The sequence below is a fragment of the Gordonibacter urolithinfaciens genome (assembly GCF_900199375.1).
Lineage (GTDB): Bacteria > Actinomycetota > Coriobacteriia > Coriobacteriales > Eggerthellaceae > Gordonibacter > Gordonibacter urolithinfaciens.
Genome location: NZ_LT900217.1, coordinates 1,485,012 through 1,509,412 on the forward strand (window position 1 = coordinate 1,485,012; position 24,401 = coordinate 1,509,412).

The window sequence follows — 24,401 nt, forward strand, 5'->3', positions numbered from 1 at the left end:
GGCTATGCCTCCTCGCCAAGGGCTAGGAGGCGCGCATCGGCGGTGTTCGCCATGATCAGGGCCTCGTAGGTCTTGCGGTCGATGCGCTCGGCGCGCATGTCGACCGTGAACACCGCGTTGCCGCCCTCCACCGAACCGCCCGACCACGAGGAGCCGAACTGCTCCTTCGCCTCGGACAAGAGCGCTTCGGCCGCCTCGTCGCTCTCGGCTTGGATGGACAGGGTACTGCTCTCGGCCAGGCCGTCGTCTCCGAAGGCCACCGATTCCCGCGCGTTGCGCAGCTGGCCGTCGGGACCTTGCACCGTGTAGGCGAAAGCGAGCGCACCAGATGCCGGAGCGCTGGAGAGCGCAGGCGCCTCGTGCGTGTCAGCCGACGTCCAAACGGCAAAGCACGTGCTCGCCACGGCCAAGGCCAGCAGCACGGCGCACAGCACGTACCAGCGGGTGGTGGGGGATGCGTCCCGCGCCGACTTGCGCTTGACCGGCCGGGCAGGCGAACGGTCCTCTGCGGAGGGCGCGACCGGCAAAGCCGCCTCGAGAGCGGAGCCAGACGGAGGCGCGGGGGCAGGGGATTTCGAGGCGGAGGTGCCCGACGGTGACGCGAAGTCAGCGCCTTCTGCGGGTGCGGGTAAAACGCCTGAAACGCCAAGGGAGGCGACCATGGGTTTCGCGGAATGCGCCGAACCGGTGCCGCGCGCGTCCTTGGCGGCTTGCGCGGAACCTTCGCTTGCGGAACCCTCGGCGGCTGCGGTGGCGGCATCCGCAACCTCCGCAACTAGCGCGGCACCGGCGGCAACGTCGGCCGCTTGGGAGAGGGGAGGCTTTTCCGCGGCCGTGGAAGGCCCTGCGTCCTTCGCGTCCTTCGCGTCCTTCGCGTCCTTCGCGTCCTTCGCGTCCTTCGCGTCCTTCGCGTCCTTCGCGTCCTTCGCGTCCTTCGCGTCCTTCGCGTCCTTCGCGTCCTTCGCCTGTTCCTTCCGCTTCGCCTGTTCCGTGGGCTCTACGGATGCGGAAGGCCCAGCGGCCTTGGCATCCTGCAGAGCCGCCTTCGGCTCCAAAGGCCCGGACGGCTTCGCGGCTGGGGCAGGCTCGCCCGACGGCACCGTGACGGTCTTCGCCGCATCGGAGTCCGCGACGCTTCCAGCGGCCGGAGCGGCATCCTCCCTCCCCGCAGGCACCGCAGCCTTCGCGCTCGCCCCCTGCTTGCCGACAACACCGGCAGGGGCGGTCGCAGGCTGCGGCTCACGTGCGGAAACCGGCTTGGCCGCCGAAGTCCGGCCGGCGGCGGGGCGGAACGCGCGCGCATCTGCGTAACGGCTCCTTACCGTATGGGGAGCTGGCTCGACGGCGGCCGTCTTCGCGGCGGGAACGCCGGACGCCAAGGCGGCGACGGCCTCTACCGTGAGCGCGACATCTCCGCGCCGGCCGGGCTCGGCGGGCTCGGCCTCGCGCGGAACCTCGGCGACGAGGGCGGCCAAACCGCTCACCCAGTCGTCGGCCGCGGCTTGGGGTTCGGCCGGGACGGCCTCGGCCTCCCCCTCTGCAGACGAGCCTCCCAGCAGCGACCGCAAGCTGTCGACGAGGGCCGCATCGCCCTCGCCGGCCCGCTCGCCCCCCTCCTTCCGGCCCGCCGCATCATCGAACGAAATGGAGAACGTCGCAAGCGAGGCGGACGCAGGCGCCTGCGCTGCCTCCTCTTGCTCGCCGGCAAGCCCGAGGAGCATCGAAAGGTCGACGGAATCCGAACGAGGAGAAGCCTCTTCGGCAGATTCGGGGCCCGACGCGTCCCCGTCGGCGGCGCCCAGCAGCGCCTCGAGCGACAATGCGGAGTTTACAGGCATAGCGATCCCTCGTTCTCTCGGTTAACGGTACGGAGCGGCGTGCGCTTGCCGCAGAGGTTGGAGGCCGACGGGGCGGAGGCGCGCCGCGAGCGCCCGGTGGCGAAGCAGCCGGCGGCCCCGCAGGCGCAGGCGAGCGCGAGCACGCCTGCGCCTGCGGACGGCAAAGGAATGCCGGCGCGCTCGTCGGCCGACTCCCCCGCTGCGGCGCTCGCGGTGGACTCGGCGGCCGCGAGCGCCTGCGCATCGCGCTTCGCCATCCAAGCTCCCAGTCCCTGAACCGCACCGCTCGCTGAAAAAGCAGGGCCGCCGCTCTCCCCGCCTTCGGCCTCGGCCGGATCGGCTGCTTCGCCGACGGCGGGGACATCGCCCGCGGGGGCGTCCCCTTCGGCGCCGTCCGCAGTCTCGCCCCCGTCTGGCACTGCAGTCCCAGCCACGCCGCCATCAACACCGACCGTCGCAGCAACACCCTCGCCCGCCGGCGCCTCCCCGCCGGCGCCGTCGGCGCCTCCCGCGATGCAGCCCGACTCAGATCCGGCGCTCGACGCCTCGCCACCTGCCGATGAACCTGCCGCACCCGGCCCCGGCGCGCTTGCCCAGGCCGATGCAGTGCACAGCGTCGCAAGGCACCCGGCCAGCAAGCATACCGCCAGCCAAAGCACCACCGAGCGCGCTTTCCTCATCGAATTCGCCATCCTCGCCTTTCTTCTGCGCATGGGACCGCGTGCGACCCATCCGCTTCAACACGCCAAAAGCGGGGCCGCCTGAAAAGCGGCCCCGCATCCGGCCCATCTCATCGAATCGTTTCCAACTTGCGCGCTTCGCGAAGCAGCAATCTTCCCCTCGATGTCAGCGCGTAGCCGTTCGCCAGTTGTCCCCCGTCTTCCGCATAACGGGGCGTGGACGCCACCAAACCCTCTTCCTCCAGGCGCATGCTTAGAAAACGCACCTGCTGGATACTCAGCCCCAACCCGCGGGCCATCTGCCTATACGAGAGCGGCGCGACGTGGCTGCGGGCACGCGATGTTTCCTCGCGAATGAACATCAGCATCCTGAGCGCGTTCTCCCGGATGACCTTGTCGCTCGTTCTGGACATGGCATTCTACCTCAGCTTTCCTCCAAGTCTCCCGTTCTTCTGCGGCGACGCGACCATGCGGCCGCTCCCAGCACAGCCGCGGCCGCCAAAGCCGCAAAACCTACGGTTACCGCAACGGAAATTAGGGGATCCCCCGTCTTCGTAACCGTTGACCCACCCAAAGCACTCCATGGCGAGGCTGCTCCGGAACCCGTACCCGAGCTGCCTCCCTCTCCCGTGCCGCCGGGGTCGTCCGGCGTGGGCGCAGGTGTCGGAGCCGCTTTGAACGAAACGGCGAGCGTATGGTCGCCGCGCACGTCCAAGAACGCGTAGCTTGCGCGCGACCAGGCTAGGCGTGCCCCGTCCACCGTTACAGCCCCCACTGCGTAGCCCTCGTCGGGATAGAAGTAGAACGTCTGGCTCGCACCATGGGCAACCTCCACCGCATTGCTGGGCGACACGCGCCCGTGGCCGCCATCCACCGTTGCCGTGATCGTATGCAGCGTAACGGGCGGGTCGGGTTCCTCCACGGGAGCGAACTCGGCGTGCAGCCCATGGGCGGCCTCGACGTTCGCCAACATGAAGGTCATGTTCTGCACCTGGGAAGTCACATCGGCATCGTCCAAGGTCACGCGCGAGAGCTTGTAGCCCTCGTCGGACTCGAGCGCGAACAGGACCTCCTGCCCGCGCACCACGTCCAAGCGTCCGGACGGCGTGACCGAGCCGCCCTCCGAGGCCGTGGCCGTCACCGGGAACGTGTCGGGCAGCACCGGGTCGGGATCGCCGGAGGCGCGCAGGCGGAACGTGGCGTGCAGCGTCGTGTCCGCCGCCACGTCGTACATCGTGTAGGTGCCGTCGACGGGCGTGACCGTGCGCCCGCCCGCCTCCACCTTGTCGAGCACGTAGCCTTCCTCGGGGAAGAACGCGAACGTCTGGCAGCCGCCCGCCCGCACCGGCACGTCGCCCGACGGCGACACCCGGCCCCCAGCGGAGGACGTGGCCCGCACGGTAAAGGGCGCCGCAGGACCGGGTTCCTCCGCATCGGCTGCGAACACGGCTCTCACCTGCGTGTCGGCACGCACGTTCTCCAAGGCGAGCACGCCTCCCGAAAGCCGGCCCGTTGCATCCTGCCCGTCCACGGTGAGAGCAGCCAGGTGCCAACCCGTATCGGCCCGCACCGTGAACGACGCCCCGCCGCCGCTGGGCACCCGCACGGCCCCTGCAGGCGAGATCATGCCGCTGCCCTCCGCACTCGCCGACACCTCGTGCACCGGCACCGGCGAGGGAGCGGGCTCGCCGTCCGCGAGCCTCTTGAAGCGGACGCTCACCTGGGCATCCTCGGCCAGATTGTCTACCGTGAAGCAGTACGCGCTCTGCGGCAGCACCGCGCTCAGGGATCGCAGCGTGGGCGCCACCACCGCGTGCGCCGGCACGGGCTGGCCGTTCACCAGCACGGCGTCCAGGCCGAAACCGGGCTCCGGATATGCGTAGAACGTCTGCGACGAGCCTGCCACCAGGCGCAGCGAGCCCGAGGGCGACACGGTGCCACCCTCGCCGCTGTCGGACGTCACCTCCACGGCCACCTCGACGCTCACCAGGGTATCGTCCGGCAGCAAATGCTTTCGCTCCTTGAACGTGACCTCCACGCGCGCGTCCTTCGCCACGTCCGCCAAGCGGAACGAGAAGCCCCCGGACTGCACCACAGCGCCGTCCACCAGCACCTCGTCCACCTCGTAGCCCTCGTCGGGCAGCAGGGCGAACAGCACCGAGCCGCCCTCGATCACCCGAACCTCCCCCGACGGAGACACGGTGCCGTGCGCGGCCGCCTGCGCCGTGACCGTGTAGGCGCCTGGCTGGGGCCGCGGCACGGAGCCTGCATCGGAGAACGCGACGGAAAGCTCGGTGTCGGCCTGTATGTCGAACAGGGTGTAGCTGGAGCCGTTGAACGCGAACTCGCGCCCGTCAATGGAAAGCGCGCTGACCTGCTTGCCCTGTTCGGGGAAGAAGGAGAACGTCTGCGCCGAACCGCGCGGCACCAGCACCCCTCCTGCTGGGCTCACTGCGCCGCCCGCGCCTGCGCGCGCCTCGACCGTGACGCAGTCGGGAGCGGCCGGGTCGCGCGGCACCGGCTCGAACGCAACCTCCACGCGGTGGTCCGCCACCACGTTCTGCAACGTAAGCTTGCCGCCACGCACCTGTCCGGTTACGTCGTCGCCGTCGAGCATAACCGCGTTCAGGCGGTGGCCGTCCTCGGCCGCCAGCGAAACCGTGGCGGTGCCGCCGTGGGGCACGTCGGCCTGAGCGGGCGACACGGTGCCGCGACCGTCCACGACCTCGGCCGTCACGGTGCGCGTTACGACGGGAAGCGGCGAGCCGGAACGGAACGTGACCGTGACCTCGGTATCGTCCAGCACGGCCGGCAGCAGCAGCTCGTCGCCGAACACCACCGCTCGTTCGGCTGGCACATTGCCTTTGCGAACCAGCACTTCGTCCACTGCGTAGCCTTCGGCCGGCACCAGCAGCACGCGCACGGCGGTGCCATGCGCGGCCGGCATGCTCTGCGAGGCGGACGGCTGCGCGCCGCCCAGAGCCACCAGGCCACCCTCGCCCTGCACTTGGGCCGTCACCGTATGCTGGCGCCCTTCATCCACCACAGCAGGAGCGAAGAAAGCGCGCAGCACGTGATCGCCCTCGAGGGGCGGGAACACGTAGGCGTTGCCCGCGGCCTGCACGGCCGCCCCGTCCACCTCAACGCGGTCGAGCACGTAGCCCTCGTGCGGCAACAACGCGTACACCGGCTTGGCGCCCGGCGCGAACTCCACGGTTCCGGCCGGGCTCACCGAGCCGCCCGCTCCGGCCTCGGCCGTAACCGAGCATGTCCCCTGGGCGGGGACGGCCAACGCGAACGCCCCGAGCGCCCCCGTCTTGCCCAGCGCCCTGCCGCCCACAACCTGCGCGGCGATCTGCTCGACCGCGCCCGATGCCCCCAGGCGCAGCACTGTGACCTCTGCGCCGTCGGGCAGGTCGACGGGGAACGACACGCCCAGATCGCCGCGGTACGCCGGCGTTCCGTCGGGGGCGGTGGGCAGCCCCACGTGCCATGCTCCCTCCACGCGCATCCCCGCTGCGGCCTCGAGCAGGAACGCATACGCAGCCGAGCGCTCATCGAGCGGCGTCGCCGCGAGGTCGGCGTCGGCAAGCGAACGGTGCAGAGCGCCTTGCACGGTCACACCGGCGGCGCTCGCAAGCGTGCGGTCCAGGTACTCGTCGGACAGCGTCACGTCCATCGACGCGCTCGCCGACGACCCGCTGGCCGGATCCGCAACCTCCACGGTATAGCGGTAGGTGCGGCCGGTTTCAAGAAGGCCTGCCGCAACATCGTCCGACAGGGGATGCTGCGGGCGGTCGTCGGCGAAGGCCTGGTCGGGCGCAACGGAACCGTCAACGCCCAGCACGCCGCGCGTCCACGAGTAGGAGCACACATCGGGGTTGGCCCCCGACACCACAACCTTCAGCACATAGGTCTGCTGGTCGACCGGCTTTCCCATATCGGCTCGTATGTCAGCCAGCGAGGCGGCGATGTCGTCTGTCTTCCCCAAGATGGAAAGCCCTACCACCAGCACGCTCACCGTGGTTGAGGCCTCTTCGCCCGCAAACGGCACGGCCGGCCCCGCCGACGGCCCGGAGGGCGACGACGCAGGTTCCGCAATGGCGGAAACGGGGGTGGTAAGCAGGCATACGCACAGCAGCGCAGCCAGTGACTTGTGTATATACCTTCTCATACCTGTTCCCTTTTCCCTTGTCAGCCTGCCACCACGATGGTCATCTTCGCGGCGGCCTGCCCCACCGGCTCCTCCGTGTCCGACTCGAAGGCGTAGAACACGGCTGTGCACGGGTAAGACCCCACATCCAGATCCGCGTCCAGCCGCGCACGCTGGATGTGATGGTTGGGCTCGATCATGCCCGTGCGGTACACGGATTCGCCCGTGTCGTCGCGCACCACCTCCACCTGCATGAGGTAGTGGTTGCTCGGCACGTTTTCTATACGCACCTCACCCTCGGCGGTTCCCTCGCGGAACTCCACGTAGGACGCTATGGATATGTTGAACATGCCCTCTTCCACGATGCGGTCGAGCTCGGCCTGCAGCTCGTCGGGCGTCTTGCCCTCCAGCTGGCCGAGCGCCGCATTCGGGTCGCGTCCCTGGAGGCTATGGCTCCCCAGGTTGAACGCGAGCACGCCGGCTACCACGAGCGCCGCAGCCGCCACTGCGGCCATAATCCAGAAAAGGGGCGGCAGCGATTGGCGGGCAGCGGCCGAACCCGGCTGCGCCTCCCCGCGCGCCGTGGACATGCCCGTCTCGGAAGGACGTGCGCCTTCCGGATTTTCGTTGTTGCTAGAGACTGACATATACCCTTTCCGATCGTTATGCTGACGGCGCCGTTTTGCCTGTTAGTGGTTTTGCGAGGCCGGGCCCTAACGAGCCCGGCCCGCGATCCGTTTCCTAAGCTGCGCTGACTTTGTACGTGAGCTTCACGGCTTCGACTGCCTTGTCTGCTGAATTCTGAGCCGTGCTAGAGGCTTTCGACATGGTGCCGGAAAGCGCGATGGCGAGCTCGTTGTTGCTCGCGCCGGCAGCAACGGTCCAGCCTGTTGCAGGTTTGAACGAGTTGTTGGTGACAACGCTCCATCCAGTTGTGTCATCGGTCGTGGCGATCTTCATTTGAAGCGTGGCGATTTTTCCGTCACTCGGAGCTGATGCAGTTGCCTGATTGTCAGACGAAAGGCCCCATTTCGACGCAGCATCGGTCGTCTGGGTGGCCACCACTTCTTCCACCTTGATATCGAACGCCGAGTTGTTCACGATCTTGTACGTGCCATCGGTAGGACCAGTGAATGCGCCGCCGTTCGCCGGAGCCCCGACCGTCAAATTCAACGGAAGCGTGGCGCTAATATTGCTCGTATCGGTAAAAATCGACACCTTTGTATCGGCAGAGTTATTGCTAAAAGATTCTGCAAACGCCGGGACAGCCGTGCCGAAGGCGAGGGCCGCAGTGAGGACGGCGGTTGCCAGTACTTTCTTCTTCATGTTCGTTACCTCCTTGATCGTTGCCAACTGCTTCTTATTGTTCGAGGTCATCGCTTCATCAACCACCTCGATCCTTCGCTTCGAGAGCTTCCATGCACTCACCCCTTCACGATGAGGGTCACCTTGGCGGCAGCCTTGCCCACATCGTCGTGGGATTCAGCGTCGAGGGCGGTGAACATGGCGGTGGCCGGGTAGGTTCCGGCGTCCAGGTCGGCCGAGAGCGTGATGGACTCGATGTAGCTGCCCGGCTTGATGGCCTTGGACTCGTAGACGGTCTCACCGGTGTCGTCCAGCGTGATGGCCACCTGCATGAGGTAGCGGTTGCCGGGCACGTTCTCGAGGTAGGCCGTGCCGGGCGCAGCGCCGTCGTCGAACTCGATCACGCTAGCGATGGAGATGCCGAACATGCCCTCCTCCACGATGCGGTCGAGCTCTGCCTGCATCTCCTCGGCCGACTTGTAGGGCGCCTGTCCCGATTTCGCGTTCGGATCGAAGATGTCCGCCGGACGCCCGAGCGCGAACCACAGCGCGAGGCCTACCACGATCAGCAGCACCACGGTGGCAGCAGCCGCAACCAGGCGCTTCTTCTTAGACGAGCCGTCGCCTTCCGAACGCGGCGCAATCGAGGGCCGCGGCCCGCGAGACGGATGCACCTCGTGCACACCGGCTGCCCGGTGCACTTCATGCAGGGAGGGATTCTGGTCTGTCTGCTGTTCTTCGGTCATATCCCCTGTCTTTCATCGATCAATGCGCCGAAGCGCAAATGGGTAGGTTTCGCCCGGCGCCCCCGAGGGAGCGCCGGGCATCGAATGCCAGGTTTTCTCACGCCGCAGGCTCCATCGTGTACTTGAGGCAAACCAGATCAGTGCTCCATCCATCGCGCCACAGCTTCACCACGGACGCATCGGGAATGTCCAACCCGATGGAATAGTTGAGCACGCCGGGAGCGCCGGGCTGCGCAGCGGGCAGCACAAGCGACGAGAGCGTTCCCGATTCGCCAACCCCCAGCGGCAGGGCGCGCTTGGCACCCTCAGGAAGTATCGTTGCCGCTATGTTCTGAATATCCGCCGGGCCCACGATCTCGCTAGCCGCATTCGCCGCGTCGCACGACACATCCGTTACCTTGAGCGGCACGGGCGTGAATGACCGCATCTGCACGTCCGCCGACGTAGTCTTGCCCGTGGGGTCGAGCTTCACTTTTGCCTTCGTCGGTATCTGATACATGGTTTGCAGCGTGTACTTTCCGAAGAGCATGAGATTGCCGTCAACCAGCATCGCGTTGTTTTCGTCAAACATCACTTTCGAGTCGGCCGTGAACGAATTGTTCCGATACCAACCGTCGAACGCATAGCCATACAGAGCAGGGTCGGCGGGGCGCGAGATTTTTGCATTATCGGTACTAACCGACATCCACGTCTCGGCCTCCCCTGTCGCAGGATCGACCAAGACGAAGCACACCGTATGCGTTCCAGCAGGCTTGCTTGCTGCGGTAAAGAGGGCGCGTCCGTAGTTGCTCAGCCAATATGTCGATGCGTCGGCACTAGTGGGACCGAGCTTGGAGAGGTCTTCGCCAGCGTAGTAGGTAGGAAGCCCGTTCTCCGATCCGTATCCTGCCGCCCCGACGCCACCGAACATGGTGCCAACTCCAGCTACCCCGCCCATGCCCGCCAATTCGAGTGTTGAAGGAAGCGAAGTCAAGCTGGTGCAACCACCAAACATCGACGATACGTCATTCAGGTTCGCGGCATTGGAGAATGCAAATCCTTCAGGCAGAGCCTTGAGCGAAGTACAGCCTTCGAACATGCTGACCGTGCTCGTAGTCCCAGCCGGAATGGAAAAACCATAGGGAAGCGTCTCGAGAGACGACGCTCCTTTCGCAAACTCTTTAAGCGAACCCACGCCGGCCGGCAAGGCGAAGCCGGAAGGAAGCGCCTCCAACGAAGAGCAGCCGCTTATAAACCCATTAGCCGCATTTACCGTTGACGGCAAAGTAAAACCAACCGGAAGGGTCCGCAGGGCCGAACACCCTATGAACATGCAGCGGACGTCTTTTATTCCCTCGCGAAGCAGGAAGCTCATTGGGATCTCGGTTAGCTTTGCACACGCATCGAATAGGTGATTGGCAGTGACCACTGAACGAGGGAGCTCGAATCCGGATGGCAGCTTCGAAAGCTCGCGGCAGTAGGCAAACATGTCCGAAACGCATTCAACGCCTTCAGGGATATCGAACTCATCGGGCACTTCCACCAAGGACGTGCAGCGGAAGAAAAGCCTCCTCAGCTCTTTCGCTTGCGTCGATATGCCCAGTTTCGAAATGTCGCTCAAATTATGCATTTCGGCAAACCAGCAGTTCATGTTGATGGCCGATGCGCTGGAATCCATATTCACGCTCCGAACCTCGTCTCGCAAAGGACCCCAGTAGCCGTTATTCCACTTTCCTTCGGAGAACGAGGCGTCTGCATGGTTCCACCCCAAGTAGCCTATGACCTCCCCCGGCTCGCACCAGATGCGCAGCGTGCCGTCGTCCGAGAGCGACCAGCCGGCGACCTGCGGGTCGTCGTTGCCGGGAGCGTCCGTCGTCGGCAGGGCGCCGCTGGTAGCGGCGTACTTGGCGTACAGGGAAAGGGGGCCGTCCACCGTCAGCGGGAAGCTCGCCTTGCTCGTGCAGGCCGCATCGGTGTACCAGCCGAGGAACGAGGCACCCTCGCGGCCGGGGGCAACGAGCCCGCGTATCGTGGAGTTCTTCGCGGCCGATTGGCGCGTCCACAGCTTTTGAACGCCCTCGCCATCGGGCAGATGGTAATCCACGAATGCCGAGCCATCGGGGATACCTATCTGTACCGTGCGCTTGTTATCAGCCCACTTCGTGTACTTCATAACCGCGGATTCTGCACCGCCGTTGAAACACGTCGGCGTCTCTTCCTTGCATTGGAAGGGAAGTGTCGCCTTGGCCGCCTCGGCCACGGCTACGGGGAAGTCGAAGCCGTCGGGGAGCACCGTCAGCGAGCTGCAATTTGCGAACATTCCGTCCATGTTCCCAACGCTCTCGGGGACCGCGAATCCCTCGGGCAGCGACGCCAAGGCCGCGCAGCCGTAGAACATGTTGTCGGCGTCGGTAAGCTGGTAGGCGACATCTGGGTCGGCCGTCAGGTCAACAGCCGGCATGAAGTCTTTCGGAAGCGACTCCAGTTGCGTGCACCCGTTAAACATGGACGAGGCGCGCGATACGGACTTTGGAAGGGCCAAGCTTTCCGGAAGCGACTTGAGCTCGGTGCATCCCCTGAACATCAGTGACGAATGCTCCGTGGTTGCCGGCAGCGCGAAGCCCTCTTGGACCTCTTCGAGCGCCGTGCAGTTCTGGAACATGCCGCCCAGGTTCGTGGCGCTTTCCGGGAACGTAAGCGACGCGGGCACCTTCTTCAAAGCCGAGCAGCCGTAGAACAAGCCGTAGGCGCCAATCGAGTCCTCGGGAACAAATACGCCCGACGCGTCCTCGAGGCTTGTCATTCTCTTAAACCAATAGTTCATGTGGTATGCCCGCACATCATCGCCCATGGCAATTCGCCTCACCGACGCGCGCACGCCGCTCCAGTGCCCCGAGCTCTGGCCTTCCCACCCCCAATGCAGGTCGTCGATCGTCTGACCTCGCAAGCACGTAATCGACAGCGTGCCGTCGATGCCGAGCGTCCAGCCGGCAAGCGCTGGGTCGGTGTTGCCCTTATCGGAAGTCGTCGGCAACGCGCCGCCGTCCACCGTCCACTTGCCGTAGAGAGTCGTGGGCTCGCTCACGGGTTGCGAGAAGTCGAACGGCTCGAGGCAGTCCTCGTCCGCGCACCAGCCGGTGAAGCCGTACCCGCCGCCCAGAGGCGCACCGATGTCGGCCACCATGCCGTCCGTGTCAGTGAGCGCCGTCGAGCGCGTGGACCACGTGCCGTCTATGTTTACCAGCTTGTACGTGACCTCGAACATGCCGCGGTCGGCCGAGTCGGCGATGAGCACGCGGTTCTGGCTAGCCCAGTCGAAGTTCAACACGGCTGGATCGCAGCCGCCGTAGTAGAGGGGGACGAGCGGGGCGCCGCTATCGATCGAAACGAAGAAAGGCCTTCTGTTCTTTCCTGTGTCGCTATTCACCACGGTTTCGGCCGGGAAGCTGAAATCGTCGGGCAGCATGGTCAGAGCGTCGCAGCCATAGAAGATCTCCGGCATGTTGCCAACAGTCTTCGGTATGCTGAATCCCTTGGGGAGAGACGTAAGATTGCGGCAGTTTTTGAACATGTTTGCGCAATTGTTTATGTTGACCGGTAAACAAAAGTTTGCCGGCAGCGAAGCGATGGGCGTGTCCTTGAACATACTGAACGTCCAGCCGACCGATGTCGGAAGACTAAAGTTTTCTGGCAGGTTCCTCAAAGAAGTGCAATTGGAGAACAGATCGCCGGTACTTACCGTGCCTTCAGGGATTACCACGCCCTCGATGTCGAAGAGATTCTCGCACCCGGTGAACCAGTACTCCATGATCTGCACTTTGCATGAAGGAGCCATGGCGACTTTCTTTATCTGAGAACGCAGCGTCGACCAGTGCAGATCGACCATGCCGACTGTCTTGTCGTCCCAGCCGATCTTGTCGATGACGCCGCCTCCGCGAATGTACAGCGTGCCGTCGGCATCAAGCGACCAGAAGGCGGCGCCGACGTTGTCCTTGGTCGGCAGCGCGCCGCCATGCATGCCCGGAGCCAGCACACCGTAGAGCGTCGTGTTGCCCGCAAACGGTTCTGAGAAATCCACGCGCTGAGTGCACTCCGAGTCGGAGTACCAGAGCGTGAACACCATGCCCGGGCGGGAAGGTGCAAACCCAGGTTCAGCAAGCTTGCCAGAAGCATCCGTATAGGCGGTTGTCCAGTATGAGCCGGGGCCTGTCTCATCCCCAGCCTTTATGTTGAGAGCGACAGCGTGGGCGCCGACGGGTTTGCTCGCAGATGAGACCAATTCGCGATTCGCCGCTTCCCACACATACCCCGTAACGTTCCCATTTTTGCCGTCATAGTACATCGGCAGCTTAGTACCTTTCACCTGAAATACCGTTTTATTACTCTTGGCTGCTGCAGGAATGCTGAAGTCCTTGGGGAGCCGCAGCAGAGAGTCGCACCCCGCAAACATATTGTTCAAGCTGCCTACGCCATCGGGAACAGAGAAATCAGCGGGCAGCGAGACTAGAGAAGTACAATTCTCGAACAGGCCAGGTGCCTCCGTTACCGTAACTGGCAACACGAAACTGGCGGGGAGCTCGACCCGACGGAAGACTGATTGAAGAAAGTCTCGTACAAGTGTCCGCCGCACTGGATCCGATACTTGTCACGGTACTCGGAACCTCGAAATGTCCCGTAAACCCACCGGGAATTGCAATCAGGCTTGACATATCGACCGGGTAAAGCGCACCGGTTTCATCGGAGCGGTAGGTGGTATTACCTTGAGCGACCTCATACGCCTCGATCTTCGCATTGCCGGCGAATGGGTTTTTTTCAATGAGGGTCACTGTTGCGGGAATACGAACAACACCACTGATACTGCACCATGCAAAAGCAGCTTCCCTCACTGTGCAGATAGTCTCCGGCAACGTAATAGAACCCAAAGTCAATTGATTCGCCAAATCCATGAAGGCGGATTTCCCCACTTCGGTCACGGTATAGCGCACACCGTCATAGGTCACCTCGCTCGGAATGGAGAGATCCCCTTCCGGCCTCTTGGCCGGATCATCGCTCCTGGAGACCGAGACCGTGGGAATGCCATTGTCGACGCCGCCGGTAACGGTGTACTTGAACCAGGTGCCATCTGCCGATTGCTGCTCGAACGTGCTTCCAGCGGTTATCCTGATGAGCTCGCGGTTCTGGCTGGCCCAATCGAATTCGAGCACGGACGGGTCGTTGCCCGTGTAGTAGGTGGGGACGAGCGGCTCTCCAGGTGCGAGTTCGCACATGAAAGAGTTTTCCTTTCCGGCTTGCACCGGGAATTTGAAGTTTTCGGGCAAACTCATAAGCGACTTGCAGCCGTCGAACATGCGCCACATTCCGTAGGTGCTTTCGGTCTTTACCGTCGACGGAATATAGAAACCCTTTGAAAGCATGGCGAGCGATTCACAACCGTTGAACATATAGTGGCATTGCTTGATTCCTTCGTGGAGAACGAACGTTGAAGGAAGAGAGACGATAGCCGTCCTTTGGAACAAGTAGGCGCAATTCTCGACGCTCTGCGGCATCGAGAACGTTTCAGGTAGCTGTCGCAACGAGGTGCAAGCCCCGAACATCGACTCAATCCACTTTATGCCTTGGGGCAACACGAAGCTATCCGGAACCTGCGTCAAGGAGGAGCAGGTGCTGAAGAGGGCGTGCGCACGCTCTACCCCGCTCGGTATGAACACTTCCGAAATATCTACGAGGCTGGGCATCAGGCAGAACCAACGATCCATGTCGACCGCCTTAAGGCCCGGATTCATGGATATCTTCTTCACGTAGTCTCGGAACGGCCCCCAGTAGGTGCGACAAGCCTCCGCCTCGCTCACCTTGCTGAACCCAAGATTGGCTACCGTCGCATCCGACGTGCACCTGATATAGAGCGTACCGTCATCGGTAAGCGACCAGAACGCCGAGTCCATGCCATCTGTCGTGGGCAGCGTGCCGCTTTTCGTCCCCGGAGCCAGCACGCCGTAGAGCGTGGTGTCGCCCGTGAACGCCTTCGAGAAGTCTACGCGCTGCGTGCAGGCCTCGTCGGCATACCAGAGCGTGAACACCATGCCCGGGTGGGAAGGTGCAAAACCAGGTTCAGCAAGCTTGCCGGAAGCGTCAGTATGCAGACGAGTCCATGTCAACCCTGCCCCTACCTCGCCTCGCTCTTTAATGTTGAGCATAACAGTCTTGACACCCTCTTGCTCGACCGAAGGAGTGACCAAGAATCTGTTCGAATTCGCCCAAGGATAGTTTTTTACTCGCTGATCAGGCCCGTTGTAATACATGGGGATAGCTTGGTCGGTCCCTTCAACAAGGAACATATTCGTAGTGGCCGCCGGGCTCGTGGAGAACTCAAAGCTGTCAGGTAGCGAAACGAGCGATGTGCAATCCTTGAACACCGTCTGCAAGTCTTTAGCTCCTCCGGGGATGGTGAATCCATCAGGCAAAGACGCGAGGGCGCTGCAGCCTCTAAATACGCTGACCATCTCCTTCACATAAGGAGGTAGTCGAAAACTTGTAGGCAGCTCTTTGAGCGATTTGCAGTTGACAAACATTCCGTTGAGATACGTTACAGACTCGTCGCAGCCATCCATGCTCATTCCAGACGGCAACGCCTTAAGTGAATTGCACTCCCAAAACATGTTGTTGAAACCGGTACCGTCGACAACGGATTGCGGTAGTTTGAAGCCCTCAGGAAGGTATTCGAGCGAACGGCACCCAGAAAATAACGATCCGCATTTTTCCACAGAAGTCGGTAAAGAAAAATTATCGGGCAATTTGACAAGGGATTCGCAACTAGCAAACATTGCCTCGAAATTGACTGCGGCAGCAGGCAAGTTGAAATATGCAGGGAAAGACTCGAGCTGCGCGCACTCCATGAAAAGCCTTCTGAGGTTCGTTATTCCGTCATGGAGAACAAGAGTATCGGGCACTTGCCTGATACCCGAGGCGGCAAACATCGCCTCAATATCAGTGACGCCGTCCGGCACCTGGACACTTGAGACGTCCGAAAGATTCTTCATGGTGGAAAACCAAAACCGCATGTTGACGGCGTCGACCGAGTCCTCCACGACGATACTTTTGACAAAATCGCGCACAGGGCCCCAATGATTCTGGAAGATCGAAGGCTGGGAGGGACCCCATGTCGTCCATCCCAGATCTTGGATCACCGCTCCATCGCGTTCACACCAGATGCGCAGGATGCCGTCTGCGTCTAAATTCCAATGACCATATTGCGTGTTGCCATCGGTGGGGAGCACGCCTTCCGAAACGACAACTTTTGAAAAGCCGTGGACGTTTTTCCACGTCTCGGCCATAGCGGCAAAATCGTCGCCGCTTCCATCACGAGCTATCGGGGGCAGGACGACGGTAACGCCGGAGTCGCCCTTCATAGCATCAGGGAAAGCAGTGGAAATGTTGCTGCTTTCCATCTTTCCATACGCGAACACGCTGTCAAGTTCAGGGCAGCCGTTGAAGACCAATTTGCCATCTGCCACAATCGAAAGATTGAGCTCGACGCTCTTCAGGGACTTGCAGCTGCCGAAAGCCCCCGACTCAAGCTTGGTCAAGCCCTCGGGTAGCGAAACGGATTCAAGGCCCGAGCCATTGAAAGAGTTCGCACCGATCATCTTAAGCCCCGTGGAAAACCCGACCGAGCGCAGCGAAGAGCAGGAGGAAAACGCCACGTCGTAGATGGTCTCTAGCGAGTCTGGAAAATTCACAGCAGCGAGTTTCGAGCAACCCACAAATGCCGCGCTTTGAATGATGCGGAGACTCGAGCCCTGCTCGAATTCGAGCGCCTCCAATTCAGTGCAGCCTCCGAAAGCCGCTCTGCTGATGTTCACCAAACTTGCCGGTAGCGATAGGGCCTTCAGCGCAGTGCAGTTCTCGAACGCATCTGCCTCGATTATTCCGAGCGACGACCCGACGCCGAACACGATCTCCGTGAGCGCTTGACAGTCTTTGAATGCACGGACGTCGAGAACCTCGACACTGGAGGGTACCCGCACCGAGGCCAGCTCTTTGGCGAAAGCGAATCCATAGGATGCGATCTCGCGCACGGGGTAGTTGCGACCGGCAAGTTCGACCGAGGCGGGTATGTCGAGACTCTCCGGGACTGCGGACGGATCCGCTGCGGCAACCGAGACGCTCTCGCCATCAGACCGCATACGATAGACGAGATTTCCCTCTTGGGCGTCCTCGATCCATTCGGCCACGAGAGTCATATCCTGCTCTACGGCGGAAGAGAAACTCCAACGGGGACCGGAAATATCTTGAACATGCCATCCGGCAAGTCCAAAGCCGTCCCGTGCCGGCGCTGCAGGCTCGGAGAGAGGCGTTCCCTTCTCGACAAAGCGCTCGAAAGCAGAGAACTCGCCATTGGACGGCTCGAACCGAACCGTGCACAACTCGCCTGCAACAACGATGTTCGCGGGATCGAGGCCGAATCCGTTCGCATCGTTAGCCTCTGTCCACAAGGTCTGCTGGGCTTTTGTCGATACGCGCACGACCATGCCACTTGCATCGGCCGAATCGAACGCAGTGGGATCGAATGCCTGAATGGTTCCGAGAACGACGATGTCGGTCAAGAGCGGGCAGCGCATGACAAAGAGGCCGGGAATGCTGTCAACACCCTTCCCCACCACAAGGCTGGCGAGACTCGAGCAGGACTCGAAGGCCCTGGCTCCCAGTGTCGTCACAGAATCGGGAACAACCATGTCGGCCAAAGCCGCGCAAAGCGCGAACGCCCGGGAGCCGATGGATGTCGTTCCCGCGGGCAGTTCGATGGCGCCGAGCACCCTACACCCGAGGAACGCATTGTCGCCGATGATCGTGGCACCCGATCCCTCGAAAACGACTTCGCGCAACCGGAAGCAACCGTAGAAAGCGTCATTGCCGACTGTTTCAATAGATGACGGTAGGGCAACGCTCTCGATTTCCGAGTAGTAGAACCCGCGATAAGCCACTTCGACTACCTTGTACTCTTCTCCGCCACCACTGACGGTAGCGGGTATCTCGAGCGCTCCCTCGCACGAAGTCGGGTCGGCGGCCGCAACGGACACACGCCTATCGCTCGTCCCAGCCGTAGAAGAGAGGACTGTGCAGATGAGTTTTTGCCCAGTTGGAGCATCGACCTCGAACGTCTCTGACGTTCCAAGCATGGCCGCCATGGAGAGCATGGGGTACTCCTCGCCAAGCAGAACGAGATCGTCCTCGTGAGCCTCGGATGGCAAGACCTCGTTCTGCACGGTTTCGCCTGCGGGCTTGTCGTCAGCTCCCCTCCCTACTTCGTCGGAGCCTTCGTCCTCGGTTTCCTCAGCTGCCGCCTCGCACACTTCCACGGTGCGGGTGGCGCGGGCGAGCTCGATGCCGTCGAGCGACAGCGTGGCCGTCACCTCCGAGGTGCCGGGCTTCTTGCCGGTGGCTTGGCCATTGTCCACGGAAAGCGGAGTGGCGGGATAGGAATAGGCCAGCTCGCAGCCTTGAGGAACCTCGCAGGTGCCGCCTGCGAACAGGTCGGCGCTCTCGCCCATGGCGAGCGTCAGAGGTTCAGGGGCGAATGACAGGCCGTAAGCGCAGCGGTGGTTGCCGGCGGCCGGCAGGCCGATGTTCCAAGGATAGGTTCCGTCGGGCGCCACCGGGCAGTACACCGAGACGCCGGAGCAGCCGGCCAGGACGTCGGGTGCCACGTCAGCGGCATTCGAGAACGTGAGGATGCGCGAAAGCGCGGAGCAGTCGGAGAACACACGCTCCCCGACGAAGGAGATGCTGGCCGGAATCGCCACGGACTCGACGGCCGTACCGGCGAACGCGCCGGCACCGAGGGAGGCAACACCCTCCTCCAAGGTAACGGACGACAGGTTCGCGCAGCCGGCGAACGCGTTGTCGCCCACCTTGGTAATAGGCGCGCGGATCTGCACGTTGGTCAGGCGCTCGATGCCGGCGAAGCCACCGGGGGCGATGGCCGACACGCGGTAGCTCACGTCGTTAACCTGGCCGGACGTGGGAATAGTCAGATCGGCATCGGGCTCGCCCGAGCCGCCGCTCCACGAGACCGCCAACGTGTAGTCGTCGAGCAGCTCGAACGCGAAGCCGCCCTCGCCGGGTGCAGGAGCCTGTACCGTGCCCGGATCGGCCGGCTCTTGGAACCGCGAGAAGCCAGCGCGCTCCCACACGGCCTTGCGCGCGTCGTAATTGTCGCCGGAGGCCAGCGCCACGACAACGTTTGCGAACGCTTCGAAGGAGAACGCGCCTCCCTCCACCGTCTCGACCGAGCCCAGTGACAGCAGGGAAGCCAGGCCGTCGCACTGCGCGAACGATCCAGCGGCCACGGTCTTGGTCTCGAGGGCCAGCGCAGCCGCAACCGTGCGCGCGGGCGCATGCAGCAGCGTGGTATGGTCTTTGCTGTACAGGATGTTGTCCACCGTGGCGAAAGCCTGATTGTCGGGGCCAGCTTCGATGACGGCCAGCTGGGCACAGCCGTCGAAGGCGCCCTCGTCCACCTTCTTCGCCGTGTCGGGAAGCAGGGCCGTGCCGCGCTTGCCCTCGGGGCAGCGCACGAGCGTCTCCAGCGGCGCGTCGAACAGCATGCCGTCGAAGGCGGCGAACGCCTCGTTGCGCTCGCCCACCGCGAACGACTCGAACGCGGGACACTCGGCGAACGCGTCCTTGCCCATGTTCTCCAAGCTGTCGGGCAACGCGACGGTTCGCAGGTCGGTGCATCCCTTGAACGCCTCGTCGGCAACGGACGTCACCAGGTAGGCATCAGCCCCGCTCACCACTTTCGCCACGATGGCCAAATCGCCAGCAGGAACGGCCGTGTCATGCCAGCCCGCCACCGTGGCCGTAACGCCATCGGCGTTCACGACGTACTTCACGCCGTCCACCACGATGGTTCCCGCCTTCGCGGCAGACGGGCCGTCGGACAACGGCATGTCGCCGGTCACGCGATCGTCCGCCGTGGTTTGCGGAGGACGCGCCGCCGTGTCCGGGGCACCGGCCGCCGACTGCCCGCCCGCGGTGCCGCCGGACAGGGGAAGCTCCTGCTGAAACTGGCCGGTGCCTTCCGGATCAGCCGCGCCGCCCTCCGCCTTGGCGTCGCTGCCCCCGGTACTGGAAGAACCGGCGTCATCCGTCGTCGTTCCCTCGCCGCCAGCAGCTCCCTGCTCCTCGGGCGAGGCGGCCTCTTGCACCGCGCCTCCTTCGTTCGCGTACGCGCGCGGCTCCATTGCCAACCCGTCCAAAACGGGGCTGGCCGCTAGAAGGCATGACAAGAAGGCAGCGCAGGCTGCCTTTCCGACGTTCGTTATTCGGCTATGTCGCATCGTTTTCCCTCTGCTGTGCTTCTGCTTGTGCGTTTGAATGTTCCTGTTCACTACCCATAGAGCGCCTGCTCGGACAAGATGGTGCTCCCCCAAGTATCCGTGGTGCGGTTTTAGACACCCCCCGGTAGTGGCATGCAGTATAGCGATCCCCCCTGTGCAAAATCGAGAAAACGAATGGCTAGGTTTTCTCTGGGTTTTTTTCGCGCAACGCGCTGGATGTACGGTCGGCGTGCGATATGGCCTTGTCCCGCAACGTTTTCCCGGTAGAAGGAACTTGGCGAATACTTTCATATTTCCTTCATAACGAAGGGGACCGAGAAGGTTTTATATAACACCCCCACTGAGTTAAAATAGCATTTCAACTGCGGTTATATGATTTCGTGACTCGGTTTTACCAGAGGACCCAGACCCGCTTAAGACGGCGTTTTATCGTGCTCCGGCTTCTAGCTTCGTGCCCGAAACACATCACTGCCCCGCACTTAGACAAGCGTGCACACGCCGGCACGCGCGACCGTGGAACATACGGAGCCAAAGGGGAAAACGGGGATCGGTAACCCGATACGAACCGCTCGATTACATCACCCCGCTGTTGTAAACGCTGGGTGATTCGGATATATCAGAACACAAACCGGCCGCAGCTGCCGAGCACCACTCAGGACTTCCTCACTATGGAAAGATCCTCTACGCTGTCCCGCAGAGCGTCCTCGTACGCCTCACGATCCAGCTTGTTGGCGCTCACGTCGAGCGTGGCCGTGGCCGTGGAGCCTTCAGTCGCACCATCCTCGAACGCGGGGCCGTAGTCGCGCCGTAGGGTTTCGAGGAACGCCTCCGCCTCCAACCCGTCGGCAAAGGCTGCCTCCATGGTGGACGTTTCGCAAAGACCATCCCGGCCGAATCGCACGGTTTCAACCACCGTGCTGCCCATGCCGTCGGCGGAGAGCGCCGTGTAGCGGTACACCACCGTACCGGAACGGTCCTCGGTTGCCGTCTGCGGGGCGCCGGCCTTTCCCGAAGAGGCGGGCGAGCCGGATCCGGATTCGCCCTTGGCCTCGTCGCTGGAGGAATCGCCTGCGGCCGAGCCGGTTCTGCCTTCGGAAACAGCGCCGCCGGCATCGGTTTCGGACGGAGCCGTCGAAAAGACGGTGTCGCCGGGCAGGCTCGGGAAGCCAAAGGGCGCGCCCGCAAGACCGAATGCCGTCGCCAGAAACGCCACGAGCACGAGAACGCCCGCCGTGGCCGCCGCCACTTTCAGGCGCCGCGACCTGGACGGAGCGCACTTCGTCGGACGGGCATGGGCGGGGCCCTTCGACGGACGGTCGGCCGCGTTCTCCGATGCTGCTGCCGGGCGCATCTTGTTCGCGGCGTTGCCAGTGGCAAGCGTCTCCCGTCGAATGCGCTCACACGGCGTCGATGTCTCCCCCGCCGCGAGATCCCGCATACGCCGTTCGAGCTGCTGCCGCAGGGCGCGCAGCTGCGCGCCGCGCGCGTCGGGGCGGCGCGGCTGCTCGGGCGCCGCCGCCGAGGCAGGTGAGGGAAGAGGCTCCACGGCCGCGGTCAGGTCGGACAGGGTGAGAGGAGCGGACGCGAGCCGGGCTTCGTCTTTCGGCACCGTCTCGCGCTGCGAGGCGTGCTCGCGTTGGGCAGCCGCCGCCGGTGACTGCGGTGCGGGTTCGGACGGCGATATTGGCTCAAGCGCGAGCTGGAACGACGGTTCGGGCTGCTTTGGCGACTCGAGCGCCGAACGAGAGACCGCCTGCTGCCGCTCTGCCTCGCGGCGACGCGCACGGCTGGCCGATGTTCCGGCAGCATGCCGTCCCAGCCGACGGGACGGCCGCTCGCTTGACTGCCCCGTCGGCTCCCCCTGTTTGGCGGCGGGTTTCTCTACCGGCGACGAAGTGCAAGGCTCCTTGGCCGACACGCGTTTGCGCGTTCTCTCCTCGGCTGGCCGCTCCCGCAGCTCAACCGCTGGCTCGACTGGCAGTTCCTCTGTCGAGGCCTTCGGCGAGAGCTCCTCTGCCGGTTGCCCTCGGGTCGGCGAACCGTCGGCGGAAGGCGCACCCGCAGATTCCTCGCCAGCAGGCGACTTTCCAAAAGACACCGTATCGGCCGGAGGAGCTCCGGCCGACGATTCTCCATTCGGGTCGTCAGCAGGAAGATCTCCGGACGATTCATCGGAGGCGGGTTTTGCGGCTTGCGAATCTTCGAACGGCATCGCGTTAGTCAGAGGCGCTTCCACCGGCACCGTACCGGCGAGCGATCTTTCAACCGCCGGCTCGGCGGCAGGCTGTTTGCCGGAGGCGTGGCCGGCAGGTGGCTCGCCGGCCGCAGGTTCGTCCGCCCTCTCCTCCGGCTTTTCCTCCGAAGGCGCGGCGGCAACGGGAATGCGCGGCAAGTCCTGCAGCTGCTCTAAAAGGCCTCCGTCATCCCGCGACTCATCCGCTCCTCCGCCCAGCAGGTCGCGCAGAAGATCCGACACCGGCTCGTCCGGCATCGCGCCATCGGACACGTCGAGGATCGGCGCATCGGCTGCATGCAGCAGCTCTTCCAGCGTCAGTTTTCCCTGTGACCTCTCGCCCATGCCGTCCTTCGTTTTGTCGCGCCGCGCGCCATGCGCGGGCCCCCGCCGCGGCGCCTCGCACGCGGGCCTCTCGGATATGGCGTGATATTATACGTCTTTTCCCGCGCAACGCCTAAACCGCATGCCTACGGGAAACCTCGATCGTCTCGCGCCACGTGCGCTCAAAGGTTGACAGCCTCAACAGAAAGGGAGGCCGCAGCCTCCCTCGCATTCAAATATATGACTGAAGTTCTTTACAGTCCCAACGCCTTCTTAAGCGCGGACACGCGGCGGCGGGACACGGGGATCTTCTCGTCCACGGCGTTCAGCGTGAGCAGAAGGGTGCCGCCGGACACCGACTCTATCTCCTCCACCATCGACAGGTTCACCAGGTAGCCGCGGTGCTCGCGGAAGAACCCGTGGCCGCCCAACTGACACCTAGGTGAAACTCGAATCTCCGTCCACCCTACCGTATATGCCTGAGCCGCTCGGGCACGGCGCGCACGGGCTTTTCCATGCTCGTATCGCCCACCGGGCTCGCCAACCTGCGCTCGAAGATGTTGAACTCGTTGATGACCTCGGGTATCTCGAACACCCGGTTGCGCTTCTGATTGCCCAGAGGCTTGGCAATGCCCGCATCGATGCACCGCTCGATCGCCGCCGAGACAGCGCTCGTCGCACGCCCCGTGGCCTCGACGACCAACTTCACCGTGAACACCGGCATGCCCACCAGCTCTTCCAACATGAGGTCGAGCGCGGAGTTCTTGCGAACGCTTCCCAGCCGATCGCGCCATTCGACCAGCAGCGCGTCGGCGCTTCGCTCGAAGCGCTCGGCCTCCTCGCACGAGGCGAGGCACGCGCCGGCGAAAAAGGACACCCATTCGTTGATGCCGCCGCGGATGGACTCCTCCCGTGCCGAGTCGAGATAGCGGAAGCCCGTCAACCCCTGGACGTAGCTCTGCGCATGCGTAGCGAGCACGAGGGACACCGGGGGCACGAGCTGCGGTGCAAGACCCCGTCTTCGGAGAACAAGGTGAATGAGCGCTCTGCCAGTCCGACCGTTCCCGTCTATGAACGGATGGATGGACTCGAACTGCGCATGGACGATCGCGGCTTGCACAATAGGGGAAACAACCTGGTCGTTGCAGTATTCTGCGAGATCGTCCAACAGGGCGGGCACATGCTGGGGTGCGGGCGGGATGTAATCGGCCGCGAGGGGGTTGTACGAGTTTCCGCCAACCCAGTTCTGCCGATCCCTCACCACCCCGCCGAACCGCTCGATGCGCGTGCCCGCGCAAAGCGTCCGATGAATCGCGAGGATCGTCTCGGTCGTAACCGTCTCGTCAGCCTGGGCTGCCGCGAGCGCGCTCTGCATCGCGTGGATGTTTCCCACTACTTCGGCCGCGGACTCATCATGGCGAAACGCTTCTTGGCTGCCCAGGTTCATTTCCGCCCGCAAAAGCCTTCGCGTGCCGATCGAAAGGCCTTCGATGAAAGACGACGAGACCGCCTCGGCGCGCAGCAAAAGCCGGGCGATGCCCTCGGAGCTGCGAAGCGCGGCCGTGCGCTCGTTCAACGCAACGATAGCGTACTCAGCTCGGCTGACGTCGCCCACAACGTCGGGTTCGAGAGCTATGTGCATATCCCTGAGCCGCGTAGGCAGGTAGTAGCGATACGCGCCGCTCTGCCGTTCGCGCCGCGTCCTTCCCAAGCCTTCGCTCATCCAGAACTCTTGGTGCAACGTTCCCATGCTGCCTCCTTATTGCAGGTTACTATAACCCGAAACAAGGAGTGAAGAACTGCG

General features: G+C 63.4%; 12 protein-coding genes. All 12 read right to left on the bottom strand.

The window, feature by feature from the left end:
- Positions 1 to 2: 2 nt before the first annotated feature.
- Positions 3 to 1,838: a hypothetical protein gene (locus tag BN3560_RS06465; protein ID WP_123649819.1), complete on the bottom strand. Its 1,836-nt coding sequence runs from the start codon at positions 1,836 to 1,838 to the stop codon at positions 3 to 5.
- A complete protein-coding gene (locus BN3560_RS14320; protein ID WP_123649818.1) occupies positions 1,829 to 2,518 on the bottom strand; it encodes a hypothetical protein in 690 nt (229 codons plus the stop codon). The genes BN3560_RS06465 and BN3560_RS14320 overlap by 10 nt, the downstream gene beginning before the upstream one ends.
- A gap of 110 nt (positions 2,519 to 2,628) precedes the next feature.
- A complete protein-coding gene (locus BN3560_RS06480; RefSeq protein WP_096227457.1) occupies positions 2,629 to 2,931 on the bottom strand; it encodes a hypothetical protein in 303 nt (100 codons plus the stop codon).
- 11 nt (positions 2,932 to 2,942) lie between these two features.
- A complete protein-coding gene (locus BN3560_RS06485; RefSeq protein ID WP_123649817.1) occupies positions 2,943 to 6,692 on the bottom strand; it encodes an InlB B-repeat-containing protein in 3,750 nt (1,249 codons plus the stop codon).
- A 20-nt stretch (positions 6,693 to 6,712) separates the two neighbouring features.
- Entirely contained in the window at positions 6,713 to 7,318 is a 606-nt protein-coding gene (locus BN3560_RS06490) for a hypothetical protein (RefSeq protein ID WP_123649816.1), read from the bottom strand.
- 94 nt (positions 7,319 to 7,412) lie between these two features.
- Entirely contained in the window at positions 7,413 to 8,063 is a 651-nt protein-coding gene (locus BN3560_RS06495; RefSeq protein WP_096227460.1) for a hypothetical protein, read from the bottom strand.
- Positions 8,064 to 8,095: 32 nt separating this feature from the next.
- Positions 8,096 to 8,722 (bottom strand): flagellar basal body-associated FliL family protein, encoded by a 627-nt coding sequence (locus tag BN3560_RS06500; RefSeq protein WP_096227461.1) that lies wholly within the window; start codon positions 8,720 to 8,722, stop codon positions 8,096 to 8,098.
- Between the two features lie 97 nt (positions 8,723 to 8,819).
- Positions 8,820 to 13,151, bottom strand: a complete 4,332-nt coding sequence (locus tag BN3560_RS06505; RefSeq protein ID WP_096227462.1) for an InlB B-repeat-containing protein — start codon at positions 13,149 to 13,151, stop codon at positions 8,820 to 8,822.
- Between the two features lie 37 nt (positions 13,152 to 13,188).
- On the bottom strand, positions 13,189 to 19,908 hold the full coding sequence (locus tag BN3560_RS06510; RefSeq protein WP_123649814.1) for a leucine-rich repeat protein: 6,720 nt from the start codon (positions 19,906 to 19,908) through the stop codon (positions 13,189 to 13,191).
- 784 nt (positions 19,909 to 20,692) lie between these two features.
- Positions 20,693 to 22,618, bottom strand: a complete 1,926-nt coding sequence (locus BN3560_RS06515) for a hypothetical protein (RefSeq protein ID WP_096227464.1) — start codon at positions 22,616 to 22,618, stop codon at positions 20,693 to 20,695.
- Positions 22,619 to 22,851: 233 nt separating this feature from the next.
- The gene (locus tag BN3560_RS06520) at positions 22,852 to 23,028 is read right to left on the bottom strand and encodes a LytTR family DNA-binding domain-containing protein (RefSeq protein ID WP_227115373.1); all 177 of its coding nucleotides are present in this window, start codon (positions 23,026 to 23,028) and stop codon (positions 22,852 to 22,854) included.
- Positions 23,029 to 23,063: 35 nt separating this feature from the next.
- A complete protein-coding gene (locus tag BN3560_RS06525) occupies positions 23,064 to 24,347 on the bottom strand; it encodes a Fic family protein (RefSeq protein ID WP_096227465.1) in 1,284 nt (427 codons plus the stop codon).
- Positions 24,348 to 24,401: the final 54 nt, after the last annotated feature.